13 protein-coding genes and 1 pseudogene are annotated in these 15,311 nt (G+C 71.8%); 5 read left to right on the forward strand and 9 right to left on the reverse strand.

Annotated elements, in window-relative coordinates; all coding sequences use genetic code 11:
* Positions 1-493: 493 nt before the first annotated feature.
* The 8 genes from IEY78_RS19735 to IEY78_RS19770 form a co-directional block, all read right to left on the reverse strand.
* Positions 494-2,602, reverse strand: coding sequence for a putative bifunctional diguanylate cyclase/phosphodiesterase (locus IEY78_RS19735; protein WP_189100099.1), 2,109 nt, complete (start codon positions 2,600-2,602; stop codon positions 494-496).
* Between the two features lie 156 nt (positions 2,603-2,758).
* Complete coding sequence (ligA, locus tag IEY78_RS19740) at positions 2,759-4,975, reverse strand: NAD-dependent DNA ligase LigA (protein WP_189100101.1); 2,217 nt, start codon at positions 4,973-4,975, stop codon at positions 2,759-2,761.
* Between the two features lie 31 nt (positions 4,976-5,006).
* Entirely contained in the window at positions 5,007-6,020 is a 1,014-nt protein-coding gene (locus IEY78_RS19745) for a methionine synthase (RefSeq protein WP_189100103.1), read from the reverse strand.
* A 231-nt stretch (positions 6,021-6,251) separates the two neighbouring features.
* Positions 6,252-6,941 carry an SDR family oxidoreductase gene (locus IEY78_RS19750; protein ID WP_189100105.1) on the reverse strand — a complete coding sequence of 230 codons (690 nt, stop codon included), beginning with the start codon at positions 6,939-6,941 and terminating at the stop codon, positions 6,252-6,254.
* Between the two features lie 160 nt (positions 6,942-7,101).
* Positions 7,102-7,644: an LOG family protein gene (locus tag IEY78_RS19755; RefSeq protein WP_189100107.1), complete on the reverse strand. Its 543-nt coding sequence runs from the start codon at positions 7,642-7,644 to the stop codon at positions 7,102-7,104.
* A gap of 130 nt (positions 7,645-7,774) precedes the next feature.
* Positions 7,775-9,151 (reverse strand): NADP-specific glutamate dehydrogenase, encoded by a 1,377-nt coding sequence (gdhA, locus tag IEY78_RS19760; protein WP_189100109.1) that lies wholly within the window; start codon positions 9,149-9,151, stop codon positions 7,775-7,777.
* 383 nt (positions 9,152-9,534) lie between these two features.
* On the reverse strand, positions 9,535-10,227 hold the full coding sequence (locus tag IEY78_RS19765) for a VC0807 family protein (protein WP_189100313.1): 693 nt from the start codon (positions 10,225-10,227) through the stop codon (positions 9,535-9,537).
* A gap of 232 nt (positions 10,228-10,459) precedes the next feature.
* Positions 10,460-10,705: a hypothetical protein gene (locus IEY78_RS19770; protein ID WP_308426928.1), complete on the reverse strand. Its 246-nt coding sequence runs from the start codon at positions 10,703-10,705 to the stop codon at positions 10,460-10,462.
* Positions 10,706-10,888: 183 nt separating this feature from the next.
* Here IEY78_RS19770 and IEY78_RS19775 point away from each other — a divergent pair, with 183 nt between their 5' ends.
* The 4 genes and pseudogenes from IEY78_RS19775 to IEY78_RS19790 form a co-directional block, all read left to right on the forward strand.
* Positions 10,889-11,704 carry a helix-turn-helix domain-containing protein gene (locus IEY78_RS19775; RefSeq protein WP_189100111.1) on the forward strand — a complete coding sequence of 272 codons (816 nt, stop codon included), beginning with the start codon at positions 10,889-10,891 and terminating at the stop codon, positions 11,702-11,704.
* A complete protein-coding gene (locus tag IEY78_RS19780) occupies positions 11,701-11,955 on the forward strand; it encodes a DUF397 domain-containing protein (protein WP_189100113.1) in 255 nt (84 codons plus the stop codon). Before IEY78_RS19775 ends, IEY78_RS19780 begins: the two co-directional genes overlap by 4 nt.
* 293 nt (positions 11,956-12,248) lie before the next feature.
* A complete protein-coding gene (locus IEY78_RS19785) occupies positions 12,249-13,106 on the forward strand; it encodes a hypothetical protein (protein ID WP_189100115.1) in 858 nt (285 codons plus the stop codon).
* A 42-nt stretch (positions 13,107-13,148) separates the two neighbouring features.
* Positions 13,149-13,358: pseudogene (locus tag IEY78_RS19790) on the forward strand (Uma2 family endonuclease); the annotation flags it as partial.
* Between the two features lie 6 nt (positions 13,359-13,364).
* Here the strand turns inward: IEY78_RS19790 and mnmA are convergent.
* Positions 13,365-14,495: a tRNA 2-thiouridine(34) synthase MnmA gene (gene mnmA / locus IEY78_RS19795; RefSeq protein WP_189100119.1), complete on the reverse strand. Its 1,131-nt coding sequence runs from the start codon at positions 14,493-14,495 to the stop codon at positions 13,365-13,367.
* 54 nt (positions 14,496-14,549) lie between these two features.
* Here mnmA and IEY78_RS19800 point away from each other — a divergent pair, with 54 nt between their 5' ends.
* On the forward strand, positions 14,550-15,302 hold the full coding sequence (locus IEY78_RS19800; protein WP_229700060.1) for an N-acetylmuramoyl-L-alanine amidase: 753 nt from the start codon (positions 14,550-14,552) through the stop codon (positions 15,300-15,302).
* The last annotated feature ends 9 nt before the right edge of the window (positions 15,303-15,311 follow it).

The following is a 15,311-nucleotide window of genomic DNA, read 5'->3' on the forward strand; positions in this document are numbered from 1 at the left end:
ACGCGGGCCAATCCTATTGCGTACCGCAGGGGAATCGCGCAGGGCTTTCCCGCGGGGCGGGCGGGGCCGCCGCGGCGCGGGTGGTGGCCGCCGTCCGGGGCAGGGCACGGCCGGGCTCCGGGCCGGTGTGCCCGCGGCCCGGGCGGCGTCCTCGTCGGGCTCGTCCGCTGCGGGGCCGTGGCCGCCGCCATGCCGCCGGGTGGGGCGGTCTACGGTCGGCCGTCCTCGGGATCGTCGGCCCCGGGATCGTCGGGGACGGACTCGTCACGGGCGGGCTCGGTGGGCTCGGCAGGCTCAGCGGGCTCGGTGGGCTCGGTGGGCTGATCGCTTCGGCCGGGCGGGAGCTGCGGCAGCGGGTGCGGCGGCGCCGGGTGCGGCGGCGGACCCTCCGTGGGGGCTTCCACGGGGGCTTCGGCGGGGGCTTCCACGGGGGCGTCGGCGGTGGTTTCGGGGTGTTCTTCGGAGCGGGGAAGTGGGACGGCCGGTGGCCGGGTCAGTTCAGGACCTGTCCCGAAGGGCGCTCGGCGGCCTTCTCCGCCGCAAGGGCGGCCGTCTCCGATTCACGCTGCCAGCCGCGTTCACCGCGGGCTCTGAGCCAGGCCGTGGTTTCGTCCGGTGGCATCGCGGCGGCCACCAGCCAGCCCTGTACGGCGTCGCAGCCGAGGTCGCGCAGCCGCTCCCAGGTCTCGTCGTCCTCGACGCCCTCCGCGACGACCAGGAGGCCGAGGGAGTGGGCGAGGTCGAGGGTGCAGCGGACGATCTCGGCGTCCTCGGTGTCGACCGCCAGCCGGGCCACGAAGGAGCGGTCGATCTTCAGCTCGCTGACCGGCAGGCGCCGCAGATGGACCAGGGAGGAGTAGCCGGTGCCGAAGTCGTCGAGGGACATCTTCACGCCGTGCGCGGTGAGCCCGGCGAGGGTGTCGGCGGCCCGCTGCGGATCCTCCAGCAGGACATGCTCGGTGATCTCCAGTTGGAGGGCGCCCGGTGGGACGCGGTGCCGGGCGAGCCGGGCGGCGACCGCGCCGGCGAAGCCCGGGGAGTGCACATCGCGCGGGGAGACGTTGACCGCGACCGGCACCTCCAGCCCCATCGCGCGCCAGCGCGCCACCTGGGCGAGCGCGGTCTCCAGGACGTATTCGGTCAGCCGCGGCATCAGCCCGGAGGACTCGGCTATGGCGATGAACTCGTCCGGTGGGACCCTGCCGCGGTCCGGGTGCACCCAGCGGACCAGTGCCTCCAGCCCGGCGACATGGCCGTCGAAACCGACCTTGGGCTGGTAGTGCAGCTCGACGTCGCCGGCGTCCAGGGCGCGCCGCAGATCGCCCAACAGGCCGAGCCGGTCGGGGGTGTTGCCGTCCCGCTTGGCCTCGTACAGCTCGACGCCGCTGCGGTCCCGCTTGGCCTGATACATCGCCACATCGGCGCGGCGCAACAGGCCTTCGGCGTCCAGAGCGTGGTCGGGGAAGACCGCGACGCCCGCACTGGCCTCCAGCACGAGGGTCAGCCCGTCGAGGTCCAGCGGCGAGCCCAGGGCGGCGACGAGATGGCGGGCGACCCGCTGGGCGCTGGTGAGGGAGTCGGTGGTGGGCAGCAGGACGGCGAACTCGTCGCCGCCGAGCCGGGCGGCCTCGGCGCCGCGCGGCAGGGCGTGCCGCAGCCGGTCCGCGATCTGAAGCAGCAGGCGGTCGCCGGCGAGGTGGCCGAGGGTGTCGTTGACGGAGCGGAAGCGGTCCAGGTCGATCAGCACCAGCGCGGAGCGGGCGTTGACGCGCTCGGCGTCGTCCAGCGCGGTCCAGGTGCGCTCCAGCAGCCACTGGCGGTTGGGCAGGCCGGTGAGCGGGTCGCGCAGCTGCTCCTCGGCGCGGGCGCGGGCTATCCACAGGGTGGAGTCCAGCGCGATCAGCGGGACCGCGAACAGCGGCAGCAGCAGCGGGGCGTGGACGGCGCAGACGGCGATCAGCGGGGAGATGCCGAGCAGCGCGATGCCGACGAGTGCCTGGCGTACGACGGCCGTCCGGGGGATGGCGGGCAGCTGGCCGGTGCGCGGGGTGAGGCTGAGCCAGAGCAGCCCGCGGCTGACGGCGAGATAGCTCGCGGCGGTGACGACGACCTCGGGGAGGACGGAGAGGTTCCAGGACGCCGGCGACCACGGGTGGCGGACGCTGGAGGCCACCCCGAACGCGGCGAGGCCGAGCGCCGCGGCGCCGATGCCGAGGACGTCCACGGCGCCGTGCACCACGGCCTGCCGCCAGCGGTGGCGGCGCGCGGCGCCGACCAGGACGACGACGGAGAGGCTGACGAGGGCAGCGGGCACCCAGCCGAACAGCAGCAGGACGGCGAGGGCGAGCGCGGCGCCGGAGCCCGTGCCGCCCCACCAGCGGTCCCGGCCGAGGGCGACCAGATGGCCCACGATGATGCCGGTGAGGAGCGCCAGCGACCAGCCTATGGAGCCGCCGGGGAACAGTGCGTCGCCTTCACCGAGGTTGACGAGGACGCCCGCGGCGAGCGCGAGGCCCGCCGCGGTGACGATGGTCGCGGGCAGCGCGGGCACGACGAGCAGCCGGAGCCGCGACGCCGGAGCGGCGCTGTCGGTCGGTTTCATTCCGATCCCTCTCACAGCCGGCTGTGCCCGCGCCACGGCAGGCGCACTCCTCAACAGTAGGCCGCGGAAGGCCGCCTCGGGCAGCGATCGGTGACGGTTGCCCGAATGCGACCAGGCGTCGCGGATCAATCTGGTATGCGCCGATGGAATGACACCTCACTCCTCCTCAGGCGGAGTGACAGCTACCGCTCGTGCCGCGTCGGGACCCTGTTCCAGCAGCACCGCGAAGCCGTCATCGTCCAGCACGGGGACCTTCAACTGCATGGCCTTGTCGTACTTCGAACCCGGGTTGTCGCCCACCACTACGAATCCGGTCTTCTTCGAAACGGAACCGGTCACCTTCGCTCCGAGGTTCTGGAGGGCCTCTTTCGCGCCATCTCTGGTGTGTGACTGAAGTGTGCCCGTTACGACGACGGTGACGCCTTCGAGGGGCCGCGGACCCTCGTCGCCCTTGTGTTCCTCCTCCATCCGGACACCGGCGGCGCGCCAGCTCTCGATGATCTGCTGGTGCCAGTCCACGGCGAACCACTGCTTCAGGGAGGCGGCGATGGTGGCCCCGACGCCGTCCACGGCGGCCAGCTCCGTCTCGTCGGCGTCCCTGATGCGGTCGAGGGAGCGGAACTCCCGGGCCAGCGCCTCGGCGGCCACCGGACCCACGTGCCGGATCGACAGGCCGGTGATGACGCGGGCCAGCGGGCGCTGCTTGGCCGCCTCGATGTTCTTCAGCATGGCCAGCGCGTTCTTTTTCGGCTCGCCCTTCTGATTGGCGAAAAAGGTGACAACCTTTTCCTCGCCGGTCTTCGGATCCCGCTTGGGCAGACCCGAATCGGGGTCCAGGACATAGGACTTGATGGGCAGCAGCTGCTCGATGTCGAGGCCGAAAAGATCTCCCTCGTCCTTCAGCGGCGGCTCCGCGGGCTCCAGCGGCTGGCTGAGGGCCGTGGCCGCGACATAGCCGAAGTTCTCGATGTCCAGGCACTTGCGGCCGGCGAGGTAGAACAGCCGCTCGCGGATCTGGGCGGGGCAGGCGCGGGCGTTGGGGCACCGCAGGTCGATGTCCCCCTCCTTGGCGGGCTGCAGCGCCGTCCCGCACTCGGGGCACTCGGCCGGCATCACGAACTCCCGCTCGCTGCCGTCCCGCAGATCCACCACCGGGCCGAGGATCTCCGGGATGACGTCACCGGCCTTGCGGATCACGACGGTGTCGCCGATGAACACGCCCTTGGCCTTGACCACGTCCTGGTTGTGCAGCGTGGCGAACTCCACCTCGGAGCCCGCCACCGTCACCGGTTCGACCACGGCGTATGGCGTGACCCGGCCCGTACGGCCGACGCCGACGCGGATGTCGACCAGCTTGGTGTTGACCTCCTCCGGCGGGTACTTCCAGGCGATGGCCCAGCGCGGGGCGCGCGAGGTGGAGCCCAGCCGCCCCTGGAGCCGGATCTCGTCCAGCTTGACGACCACGCCGTCGATCTCGTGCTCGACGGCCGTACGGCGGGTTTCGGCGTCGCCGTAGTGGGCGATGAACGCGCGTACCGCCGCCAGGGAGTCGACGACCTCGTTGTGCGTGGCCGTCGGCAGGCCCCACTCCTTGAGCAGGTCGTAGGCCTGCGACTGGCGGTCGATCTCCAGGCCCTGGCGGGCGCCGACGCCGTGGACGACCATGTGCAGCGGGCGGCCGGCGGTGACCTTGGGGTCCTTCTGCCGCAGCGAACCGGCCGCGGCGTTACGGGGGTTGGCGAACGGCGGCTTGCCCTCGGCGACCAGCCGCTCGTTGAGCTCCAGGAACTTCTCCATCGGGAAGAAGACCTCCCCGCGCACCTCGACCAGCTCCGGGACCCGCTCGCCCGTCAGACGGTGCGGGATCTCGGCGATCGTGCGGACGTTGGGGGTGATGTCCTCGCCCGTCCGGCCGTCCCCGCGGGTGGCGGCGCGGGTCAGCCGGCCCTGCTCGTAGGTGAGATTGACCGCCAGGCCGTCGACCTTCAGCTCGCACAGGAAGTGGTAGCCGGCGCTCCGGGGGTCGCCGCCCAGCTCACCGGCGAGCCGCTCGGCCCAGGCGGCCAACTCCTCGTCGTCGAAGGCGTTGTCCAGCGAGAGCATCCGCTCGCGGTGCTCGACCTCGGTGAACTCCGTGGCGTACGCGCCGGCGACCTTCTGGGTCGGGGAATCAGGGGTGCGCAGCGAGGGATGCTCGTCCTCCAGGGCCTCCAGGGAGCGCAGCAGCCGGTCGAACTCCGCGTCGCTGACGACCGGGGCGTCCTTCACGTAATACCGGAAGCGGTGCTCCTCGATCTGCTCAGCGAGCTGCGCGTGCTTCTCCCGCGCCGCCGCGGGCACGTCGGATTCCGCTGCGTGCTGTTCGCCAGCCACCGTCTTGTCCTCCCGTGGTCCTTGAGTGCGGTCACTCAGGGTTGTCTGCGAGTGATCTCGCCGCCCGGACGCAGTGCGCAAGCGCGGAGCGGGCATAAGCGGGCGAAGCGCCCGCGAGCCCGCACGCGGGAGTGATCACCACGGACTCGCTCAGAGTCCCCGGCGTCAGCCCCAGCCTGCGCCACAGCGTCCTGACACCCATGACGCTACCGGCAGGGTCTGACAATGGACCGTCCACGCCCGGCACCACGCCAGCGAACAGCCGCGTCCCGCCCTCGACGGCCTCCCCGACCGCCTCCCCCTCACGCTCGGTGAGCAGCGAGAAATCGAACGAGATCCCCGCGACACCGGCGCGCCGCAGCAGCCCGAAGGGCACCTCGGGGGCGCACGAATGGACGACCACGGGGCCGCCGTCCGCCACCGCGACCAGATCGCGCAGCGCGCCCTCGACGATCGAGCGGTCCACGGCCCGGTGGGTGCGGTAGCCGCTGGCGGTCTTCACCCGCCCCTGGAGCACCGCCGTCAGCGACGGCTCGTCGAGCTGCAGCACGACCTGGGCGCCCGGCACCCGCCGCCGTACGTCCGCGAGATGGCCGCGCAGCCCCTCCGCCAGGGACGCCGCGAGATCCCGGCAGGCCCCGGGGTCGCCGACCGCCGCCTCGCCGCCCCGCAGTTCCAGGGCGGTGGCCAGGGTCCACGGGCCGACCGCGGAGACCTTCAGCGCCCCCTCGTACCCCTGGGTGAACTCCTCCAGGGCGTCGAGATCCTCCCCCAGCCAGGAGTGGGCGCGCCGGGTGTCGCGGCCCGGCCGGTCGCTGATCCGCCAGCCGCTGGGCTCCACATGGCCGTAGACCTCGACGAGCATCCCGAGGGTCCGCCCGATCATGTCGGCGCCGGGCCCCCGGGCCGGGAGTTCCGGCAGGTGGGGGAAGGCCTCCAGCGACCCGGTGACGGTCTTCGCCGCTTCCCGCGCGTCACCGCCCGGCATCGATCCGACCCCGGTCGCCGCGCCCGCGGCCCACTTCTGCGTGCTGTTCTCACTCACCCAGGCAGGGTATGCGGCGACGCACCGGCCGCAGTGCGGCGGGACGGGCGGCGCGGGGCCGCGGCCGCCCTGCGGGCCCGGTCTTCACGCCCGCCCTTCACGGCCGGTGCACGTGCCGGTCCGGTTCACGGCCGGGTGCGCGTGCCGGTCCGATTCACGCACGGGTGCGCGTGCCGGTCCGGCCGGTCATCGCTGCTCCGGTCTGCGGCACCCCGGCCCCGAACGCGGCGGCTAGCGGCCCGGCCGCACCGACACGTCGTTGAGCTCCGCGTCCCGCGGCAGATCGAGGGCCGTGAGGATGGCCGTCGCCACCGACTCCGGGTCGATCCAGCGGGACGCGTCGTACTCCTTGCCCTCCTGCCGGTGGGTGCTCTCCTGCATTGGCGTGGCCGTGCGCCCCGGGTAGACCGACGTCACCCGGATCCCGTTGTCGTGCTCCTCCGCGCGCAGCGAGTCGGCCAGCGCCTTCAGACCGTGCTTGCTCGCCGCGTAGGCGCCCCACTCGGCGCGCGCGCTCAGCCCGGCACCGGAGTTGACGAAGACGACATGGCCCTTGGCGACGCGCACCAGCGGCAGCAGCATCCGGGTCAGCTCGGCGGGCGCGACCAGATTGGCGGCCAGCTGCCGCTGCCAGGCCTTGGCCGGCAGATCGCCGACCGCGCCCAGCTCGATCACGCCGGCGCTGTGCACCAGGGAGTCGATACGGTCCGGCAGCGGCTGCTGCCCGAAGGCCCACGACAGCTTCTCGGGGTGCGCGAGGTCACCGACGAGCGTGCGGGCGCCGGGGAACTGCTCGGCCAGCTCCTTCGCCCGGACCGCGTTGCGCGCCAGCAGCCACAGGTCCTCCCCGCGCTCCGCGAGCCGCCGTGCGACCGCCGCTCCGATGCCCGACCCTGCGCCCGTGATCAAGTGCGTACCCATGGGGTGATCCTAACGAGCGGGGGACGGGACGCCGCGGAGTGGAGGGAGACCGGACGGAGAGCGGAGCGAGAGCGGGCGGACAGTGGAGCGGGAGCGGGCCGGATAGGGGAGTGGGAGCGGCCGGGGCCAGGGGAGCGCGGGGGTCGTCGGAACGGCGCGTTCAAGCACCGTCGCCCGCGCGCTCCGCCAGGTACGCCAGCGCGCCGGCGCCGTCCGCCGCGAAGAAGACCAGGTCGACGAGCGGCATCGGCAAGAACCCCTCCGACTCCATCCGCCGGAACTGCTCCTGCAACCCGTCATAGAAACCGGCGGTGTTCAGCAGCACCACGGGCTTGGTGTGCAGTCCGTGCTTGCGCAGCTCCAGGATCTCGGTGGCCTCGTCCAGGGTGCCCATCCCGCCGACCATGACGACGATGGCGTCGGCGCGCGCCAGCATCTGCGCCTTCCGCTCGGCGAGATCCTTGGTGACGACCATCTCGTCGGCCCCCGCACGCGCCTTGTGCGCCAGGAACTCCACGGAGACGCCGATCAGCTTCCCGCCGGCCTGCTGCACCCCGTCGGCCATGACCTTCATCAGGCCGGTGTCCGAACCGCCCCAGACCAGCGCATGCCCGCCCTCACCCATCAACTCGGCGAACCGGCGGGCGGGAAGGACATAGCGGTCGTCGAGGTCGGCGGCGGAACAGAAGACGCAGATGTTCATGCGGCCACGATACGAGCCGGGCGGCGGGGGTGCCGGGGGCTGTGGATAACCGGGGCTCGTCGTCGAGGCCGCGGAGTGGGCGGGGCGCCTCGCAGGGCGCTCCGAGCTCCGCCCCGCCCACTCCCCCGGATCAGATCAATCCCTGGTCCAGCATCGCGTCCGCCACCCGCTCGAAGCCCGCGATGTTGGCGCCCGCGACGTAGTCACCGGGCAGGCCGAAGCGCTCCGCGGTCTCGTAGCAGCGCTGGTGGATCCCGCGCATGATCGTCGCGAGTTCGCCCTCCGTGCGCTCGAAGGCCCATGCCTCCCGGGAGGAGTTCTGCCGCATCTCCAGCGCGCTGGTCGCCACGCCGCCCGCGTTGGCGGCCTTACCGGGGCCGAAGGCCACCCCGGCCGCCTTCAGGAGCGACACCGCCTCGGGCGTCGTCGGCATGTTGGCGCCCTCGGAGACGGCCTTGACGCCGTTGCGGACCAGGATCCGGGCGGCGTCCTCGTCCAGCTCGTTCTGGGTCGCCGACGGGAGCGCCACATCGCAGGCCACGTCCCACACCCGCCCACCGGGCACATAGGTGGCCGACACCCCGCGCCGCTGGGCGTACTCGCTGATCCGGCCGCGCTCGACCTCCTTGATCTGCCGCAGCAGGGCCAGGTCGATGCCCTTCTCGTCGACGACGTAGCCGCCGGAGTCCGAGCAGGTCAGCACGTTGGCGCCGAGCGCCTGGGCCTTCTCGATGGTGTAGATCGCGACGTTGCCGGACCCCGAGACCACCACCTGCTGCCCGTCCAGCTCCTCGCCGCGCTGCCGGAGCATCTCCTCGGTGAACAGCACGTTCCCGTAGCCGGTGGCCTCGGTGCGGGCCTTGGAGCCGCCCCAGGCCAGCCCCTTGCCGGTGAGGACACCGGCCTCCCAGCGGTTGGTGATCTTCCGGTACTGGCCGAAGAGGTAGCCGATCTCGCGGCCGCCGACGCCGATGTCGCCCGCCGGTACGTCGGTGTGCTCCCCGAGGTGGCGGTACAGCTCCGTCATGAACGACTGGCAGAAGCGCATGACTTCGGCGTCGGACCTGCCGTGCGGGTCGAAGTCGCTGCCGCCCTTGCCGCCGCCGATGTTCAGCCCGGTCAGGGAGTTCTTGAAAATCTGTTCGAAGCCGAGGAACTTCACGATCCCCAGGTTCACCGACGCGTGGAAGCGCAGACCGCCCTTGTACGGGCCGAGCGCGCTGTTGAATTCCACCCGGAAGCCCCGGTTGACGTGGATCGCCCCGGAATCGTCCTGCCAGGGGACGCGGAACATGATCTGCCGCTCGGGCTCGCAGATCCGCTCCAGGATCTTCGCCTCGGCGAGCTCCGGGCGGGCCGCCAGCGCGGGGGCCAGCGTCTCCAGGACCTCCAGAGCCGCCTGGTGGAACTCGGGCTCCCCGGGATTGCGCCGGACCAGCTCGGCGTACAGGGATGCCGGCCCGGCCTGATGAGCGCCGGGCTTGACCTCAGATTGCACAGTCGACATGACTTCCGTTCCCTTCGTGGCCGCGGAAAGGCCGTCTGCGGTCCGGAAACCTGACGACCCATCACACGCACGGAAACGTCTGTGCGCGCATGTCGTCACCAGTCCTCGCCCGGCAGCCGCCGACGCCCTGTCGCACCGCCGACACTATGGGGCAACATCGCGCCGATCGACTGTGGGATGCGCGACACGTCGATCACGTACGCCCTTGGCAGGCTCCCCGGCCGCGCCCCGGCACCGCCCCATGCCCGCAGGTCAACGCGTCGCCGCCGGTCACCGGGGACCGCACGGCGCCCCCGCGCGCTGTGCGGGACCTCACAGTTGACCGCCCCCCACTCGGCCGACCCCGCACCGGTTGACGAGGCGGTCGCCGAACCCCGGTCCGCTCAGCCCGCGGCGCCGGCCGCCGGGGCCGCGGAGGTGACGGCTCCCGCGTCACCGGTCGCGGTCCCCGCCACCCGCTCCACCTCGGCCTTGACCATCTTCTCCATCGGGTCCGCGCAGCTGCCGCCCCCGACGACCATCGCCACCAGGATGGCCACCACCGTCAGCACGGTCCCCAGCCAGACCATCGTGTGCACCGGGACCGTGTACGCGCCGATCCCCTTCACCACGCACTCGGTCAGCAGCACGATCCCCCAGATCAGCGAGAACCTCCGCTCGGCCCGGCGGAACGGTACGGACCCGGCCGCCAGCCGGTCCCAGGCGGCCTCGCCGGCCGGGGCGCCCTTGGTGGCGAAGGGCTTGAGCCCCGCGGTCATCAGCGGCTTCCCCAGGTACACGGAGACGATGATCGAGATCGCGATGACGCTGCTCGTCACGCTGTCCTTGGCGAGCATCAGCCGCGGATCACCGGTCACCGTGCTGGTGGCCAGGCCCACGACGTTGACGACGAGGATCAGCAGCGCGAGGCCGTTGACGCCGGTGCGCCGCACCAGGCTCCAGACCGTGCGCAGCGCCGGCACCACACTGCTCCAGGCCAGCGCGGCCACCTCGCTCAGCCCGAACCCGTCGCTCAGGAGGTAGTACGAGGCCATCGGAACGCCGACGTCCACCACCAGCGGCAGCAGGCTCTGCACCAGCGGATTGGGCTGCTTGCCGCCCCCGGCGCCGTTGCTCTCGCTCTGCTTCCGGCTCTCGCTCTGACTCACGATGGCTCCCCCGAGTTGGTTTCCTACTGCGTGTTCCCTCTACGCCTTCAGCTTCGGGCACGGCCGCCGCCCGCAACAGACTCGACCGTCCTGGCTTCCGCATGACATTTGTCAGTACGCGGATGTCGGGACGCGGGTGTCGGCGCACGGCGGTCCGGGATCAGTTCCGCGCCACGCGCAGCGCATCGCTCAGCGCCTCGGCCAGCCGCCGCGAAAGGAAGCGGAACTCGCGGTCCGGCACCTTCGGATCGGCGTGCATCGCCCGTGCGTGGCGCAGTAGTTCCTCGCCGATGTCGAGCTGCATCTCCTCGATGCCGTCGGCGAGATCGGAGACCGGGCCGCCCTCACCGTCCGTGATGAGGAGGCAGGGCCGGTCGTCCGTCGTGGTCCACGGCAGCAACCTCACCTGCGTCGCGGAAGGCGCAGAAGGCGCAGAAGGCACAGAGGGTTCGGCAGGTGCCGAAGATTCGGGACATTCGCATCGCGGTGGTTCATTCATCATGCGGACAAGCCTCGCCGTACGGATCTAGCCTGGCCATCGAACGGCGCCTACTGTGCGCTACCACTCCGCAACTGTGCGAGGTGTGCAATGCCCCACAACAACGAACCGCCCGTCAGCCTCAAGATCTTCGGGAAGCAGTCCCGCTTCCTGCGCGAGCAACGCGGCATGACCCGCCGTGAACTGGCCGCGCTCATCCCCTACTCCGACTCCCAGATCGCCATGGTCGAACGCGGCGAGCGGCCGCCCAAGCCGGGATACGTCGACGCGGTGGACGCGGCGCTCGGCGCGGGCGGCGTGCTGCGCGTACTGATCCCCGACGTGGCGGAGAAGCACCACCCGGCGTGGGCCGAGGAGTACGTGAAGCTGCAGGCGGAGGCGTTGGCGCTGCATTCCTACTGCACGCACTTCCTCCATGGGTTGTTGCAGACGGAGGAGTACGCGGACGCGGTGTTCCGGTCCGTGCGGCCGAGCATGGACGGCGACGAGATCGAGCGGTCCGTACAGGCCCGCCTGGCAACGCAGATGCTGCTGACCCGCAAGCCCGCCTGCCGGATGACGTTCGTCCTGGAGGAGCCCGTACTCGGACGGAAGATGGGCGGACAGGACGTATGGGAGGGCCAGTTGAGGAACCTCCTCAAGCTCTCCGAGCTGCACAATCTCCAGCTCCAGATCATGCCGCTCGCCCGCGAGACCCACGCGGGCATGGATGGCCCGATGACACTGCTGGAGACGCCGGACCATCACACCATCGGTTACGTGGAAGGCCACCGGGGCAGCTACTTCCTCACCGAGGCCGATGACGTCAGCGTGATGAGCCACGTCTACGGCACACTGCGATCACAGGCCCTCGACGCCGAGGCGTCGCGAGCCCTCATTCAGCGTCTGCTGACAGGAGAGGCATGAACACCCAACTTGCGTGGTTCAAGAGCAGCTACAGCGGCGGAACGGGCGAAGCCTGCGTCGAAGTAGCCGTTGCCTGGCGGAAGTCCAGCTACAGCGGGGGCGAAGGCGAGGCCTGCGTCGAGATATCCGCCTGCCCCCACACCGTCCACATCCGCGACTCCAAGGACACCTCGTTGCCCTCCCTCGCGGTCAACCCCACCACCTGGGCGTCGTTCCTCGCATTCGCCCAGGTCGCGCCGGAAGCCGGCTGACCGGACACCGGTGGGGCGGCACCAGGTTCCGCCCCACCGTCCGGCGGTGATCCGGCCGACCAACCAAAGAACCCGGGAAGAGAAACCCACCCACCTACCGGCGTCCCACAACTCCTCACCCCATCGGGTGACTTGGGCGCGAGAGCGTCCGGAATGCGGTTACGCTGACCGCAGTTCCACTGCGACGGCGGCAGCCCAGCCGCTGCCGACACCACAACCGCACACAGAACGGCCCCCGGCGGGACGGCAATCCCGATCCGAGGGCCTGATCACAAGGAAGCAAGACCTTCCCCATGACTTCAGCGCATTCTAACGCGCCCTCCTCCGCGCTCTCGCGCGTTTCCGGCGGCGTCATCCACATCCGTACGCGCCAGACCTCCCACTTCACCGTCCTCGCCAACCGCCTCGCGCAGCGCGCCGGTAGCGCCGTCACGGTCGGTGTCGCGGCGTACATCCTGTCCCTCCCCGATGGTGCCCCGATCACCATCGACGCGCTCTGCGCGCACTTCGCCGAGGGCAAGACCGCCCTCGCCGGGGCGCTGCGCGAGCTGGAGGCCGAGGGCTGGCTGGAGCGCCGCATCGAACGCGGGCCGCGGGGCCGGATCGTCACCCGTACGTTCGTCTACGACCTGCCGGGGGCGGCGACGGGGCCCGTCGGCGCTCCCGCTCCTGAGCACGGGGCCTCCGGCGAGCCCGGGCACGGGGCCGGCGGCGGGCCGGAGCAGGGGGCCACCGGCGGGCCTGAGCCAGCCGACTCCTCGCGGCCGACGCCGGAGCCCGTCCCGGAGGCTGTCGACCTGCTCGCCCGCCTCCCCCACCGCGACCGCCGCCTGCTCCTCTCCGAGCGGGAGATCACCGCGCTCGCCCCGGCCGTCACGGACTGGCTCGGCCGAGGGGCGGCCCCGCAGGAGATCACCGAGGCTCTGACCAGCGGCCTGCCCGCGCGCCTCGTCCGCCGTCCGGCCCGCCTGCTCGCCCACCGCCTGACCGCCCTGTGCCCACCGTCCCGCCCGGCCCCGCCCCCACGCCCAGACCGGCCCCTCGTCGTCCCCCTCCAGAACTGCGACGGCTGCGACCGCGCCTTCCGCGCGGACCACCCGGGACGCTGCCGGGGCTGTCGAACCGTCGAAAGGACTCGTTGTGCCGCATGAGCTTCGCGCGGCGGGGCTGCCTTCTCGGAATCCAACCCCGAGAACGACACCGACAGGAAGGTGAAGAAGTACGCGCAGGCGGGAATCCCGTACTACCTGATCGTCAACCCCATAGAGGGCAAGTGCCTGCTCTACTCGCTGCCGAGCGGTGCGCACTACCGGGCGTCGCTGGAGGCCGACTTCGGTGAGCCCGTGCCGATCGGTGCCCCGATCGACGCCACGCTCGACACGACGGCGCTCTATACGTACTGATGCCCCCTACGCCTCCGCCCGGGCCCGGCGCTCCGTGGTGGCGATGGTTGCCGAGCCGACCACGCGGGTGCCGTCGTAGAGGACGATGGCCTGGCCGGGGGCCACGCCGCGGACCGGTTCGGTGAAGGAGACGCGGAGTTCCGTGCCCTCGACGAGGTCGGCGGTGACCTCGGTCTCGCCGCCGTGGGCGCGCAGCTGGGCGGTGTACGTGGCGGGGCCGGCCGCCGGGGGGCGGCCGCACCAGCGGGGGCGGATGGCGGTCAGGGCCGTGACGTCGAGGGCTTCGACGGGGCCGACGGTGACGGTGTTGTCGACCGGGGAGATGTCGAGGACGTAGCGCGGCTTGCCGTCGGCGGCCGGGTGGCCGATGCGCAGGCCCTTGCGCTGGCCGATGGTGAAGCCGTAGGCGCCCTCGTGGGTGCCGAGGCGGTTGCCGGACTCGTCGACGATGTCGCCCTCGGCCGTGCCGAGCCGCTTGGCGAGGAAGCCCTGGGTGTCGCCGTCGGCGATGAAACAGATGTCGTGGCTGTCGGGCTTCTTGGCGACGAACAGGCCGCGGCGGGCGGCCTCTTCGCGGATTTCGGCCTTGGTGGTGAGGGTGTCGCCGAGCGGGAACATGGCGTGCGCCAGCTGGCGGTCGTCGAGGACGCCGAGGACGTAGGACTGGTCCTTGGCCATGTCGGAGGCGCGGTGCAGCTCGCGGGCGCCGTCCTCGCGCAGGACGACCGTGGCGTAGTGGCCGGTGCAGACGGCGTCGAAGCCCAGGGCCAGGGCCTTGTCCAGGAGCGCGGCGAACTTGATCTTCTCGTTGCAGCGCAGGCAGGGGTTCGGGGTGCGGCCGGCCTCGTACTCGGCGATGAAGTCGTCGACGACGTCCTCACGGAAGCGTTCGGCGAGGTCCCAGACGTAGAAGGGGATGCCGATGACATCGGCGGCGCGGCGGGCGTCGTGCGAGTCCTCGATCGTGCAGCAGCCGCGGGCGCCGGTGCGGAACGACTTGGGGTTCTCGGAGAGCGCGAGATGCACGCCGGTCACGTCATGGCCGGCCTCGGCGGCGCGAGCGGCGGCGACGGCGGAGTCGACGCCGCCGGACATGGCGGCGAGTACGCGGAGGCGGCGGGGGGCGTCATCAGTCATAACCCGTCCAGGGTAGACGGAACCTCTGACCGGGCGGAAAGCGTTGAGGAGCGCATGGGGAAAAGTGGCGGGGAGCAGGGTGACGGGGAGCACACCGACAGGGCACACGCCGACGGCGGCGGGGAGGCCGCGGCCGGGGTGACGCGGCGGCGGGCGCTGTGGATCGGGGGCGGCTCCGTGGTGGCCGCCGGAGCCGCGGCCTTCGCGGCGCGGGACGAGCTGGCGCGGTGGTGGTGGCGGCTGCCGGGGAACGACAAGCCGCGGGCGGCGGGCGAGGTCGACTTCCGGGGCGCGCGGTGGGTCGCGGCGTCCCCGGCGAACTACCGGCGGGCCGACCGGCCGGCGGACTACCCGATAGACCGGGTGGTGATCCATGTCGTCCAGGGCAGCTTCGCGACCGCGCTGCGGGTCTTCCAGGACCCGGATCATGAGGCGGCCGCCCATTACGTCGTCCGCAAGGACGGATACCTCGCCCAGACGATCCGGGAGCTGGATGTGGCGTTCCATTCCGGGAACCGCGGCTACAACGAGCGCAGCATCGGGATTGAGCACGAGGGGTTCGTGGACCGGCCGGAATCCTTCACCACTGCCATGTACGCGTCGTCGGCGCGGCTGACGGCGGCGATCTGCCGGCGCTACGGCTTCCCGGCCGACCGGGAGCACATCGTGGGGCATGTGGAGGTGCCCGGGACGGATCACACCGACCCGGGGCCGCACTGGGACTGGGACAGCTATCTGCGGCTGGTCCGGGCCGAGCTGCGCCGGACCGCACGGGCGACGGAGGGGCCGCCCGAGCGGAACGCCTAGAACCCCCTC

It is taken from the genome of Streptomyces kronopolitis (genome assembly GCF_014646275.1).
GTDB classification, from domain to species: Bacteria; Actinomycetota; Actinomycetes; order Streptomycetales; family Streptomycetaceae; genus Streptomyces; species Streptomyces kronopolitis.

What these genes read in the sequence shown, in the direction of transcription:
- IEY78_RS19735 (WP_189100099.1), bottom strand. Translation starts at nt 2,602, where the DNA reads ATGAAACCGACCGACAGCGCCGCTCCGGCGTCGCGGCTCCGGCTGCTC.
- IEY78_RS19750 (WP_189100105.1), bottom strand. Translation starts at nt 6,941, where the DNA reads ATGGGTACGCACTTGATCACGGGCGCAGGGTCGGGCATCGGAGCGGCG.
- IEY78_RS19755 (WP_189100107.1), bottom strand. Translation starts at nt 7,644, where the DNA reads ATGAACATCTGCGTCTTCTGTTCCGCCGCCGACCTCGACGACCGCTAT.
- gdhA (WP_189100109.1), bottom strand. Translation starts at nt 9,151, where the DNA reads ATGTCGACTGTGCAATCTGAGGTCAAGCCCGGCGCTCATCAGGCCGGG.
- IEY78_RS19775 (WP_189100111.1), top strand. Translation starts at nt 10,889, where the DNA reads ATGCCCCACAACAACGAACCGCCCGTCAGCCTCAAGATCTTCGGGAAG.
- IEY78_RS19780 (WP_189100113.1), top strand. Translation starts at nt 11,701, where the DNA reads ATGAACACCCAACTTGCGTGGTTCAAGAGCAGCTACAGCGGCGGAACG.
- IEY78_RS19785 (WP_189100115.1), top strand. Translation starts at nt 12,249, where the DNA reads ATGACTTCAGCGCATTCTAACGCGCCCTCCTCCGCGCTCTCGCGCGTT.
- mnmA (WP_189100119.1), bottom strand. Translation starts at nt 14,495, where the DNA reads ATGACTGATGACGCCCCCCGCCGCCTCCGCGTACTCGCCGCCATGTCC.
- IEY78_RS19800 (WP_229700060.1), top strand. Translation starts at nt 14,550, where the DNA reads ATGGGGAAAAGTGGCGGGGAGCAGGGTGACGGGGAGCACACCGACAGG.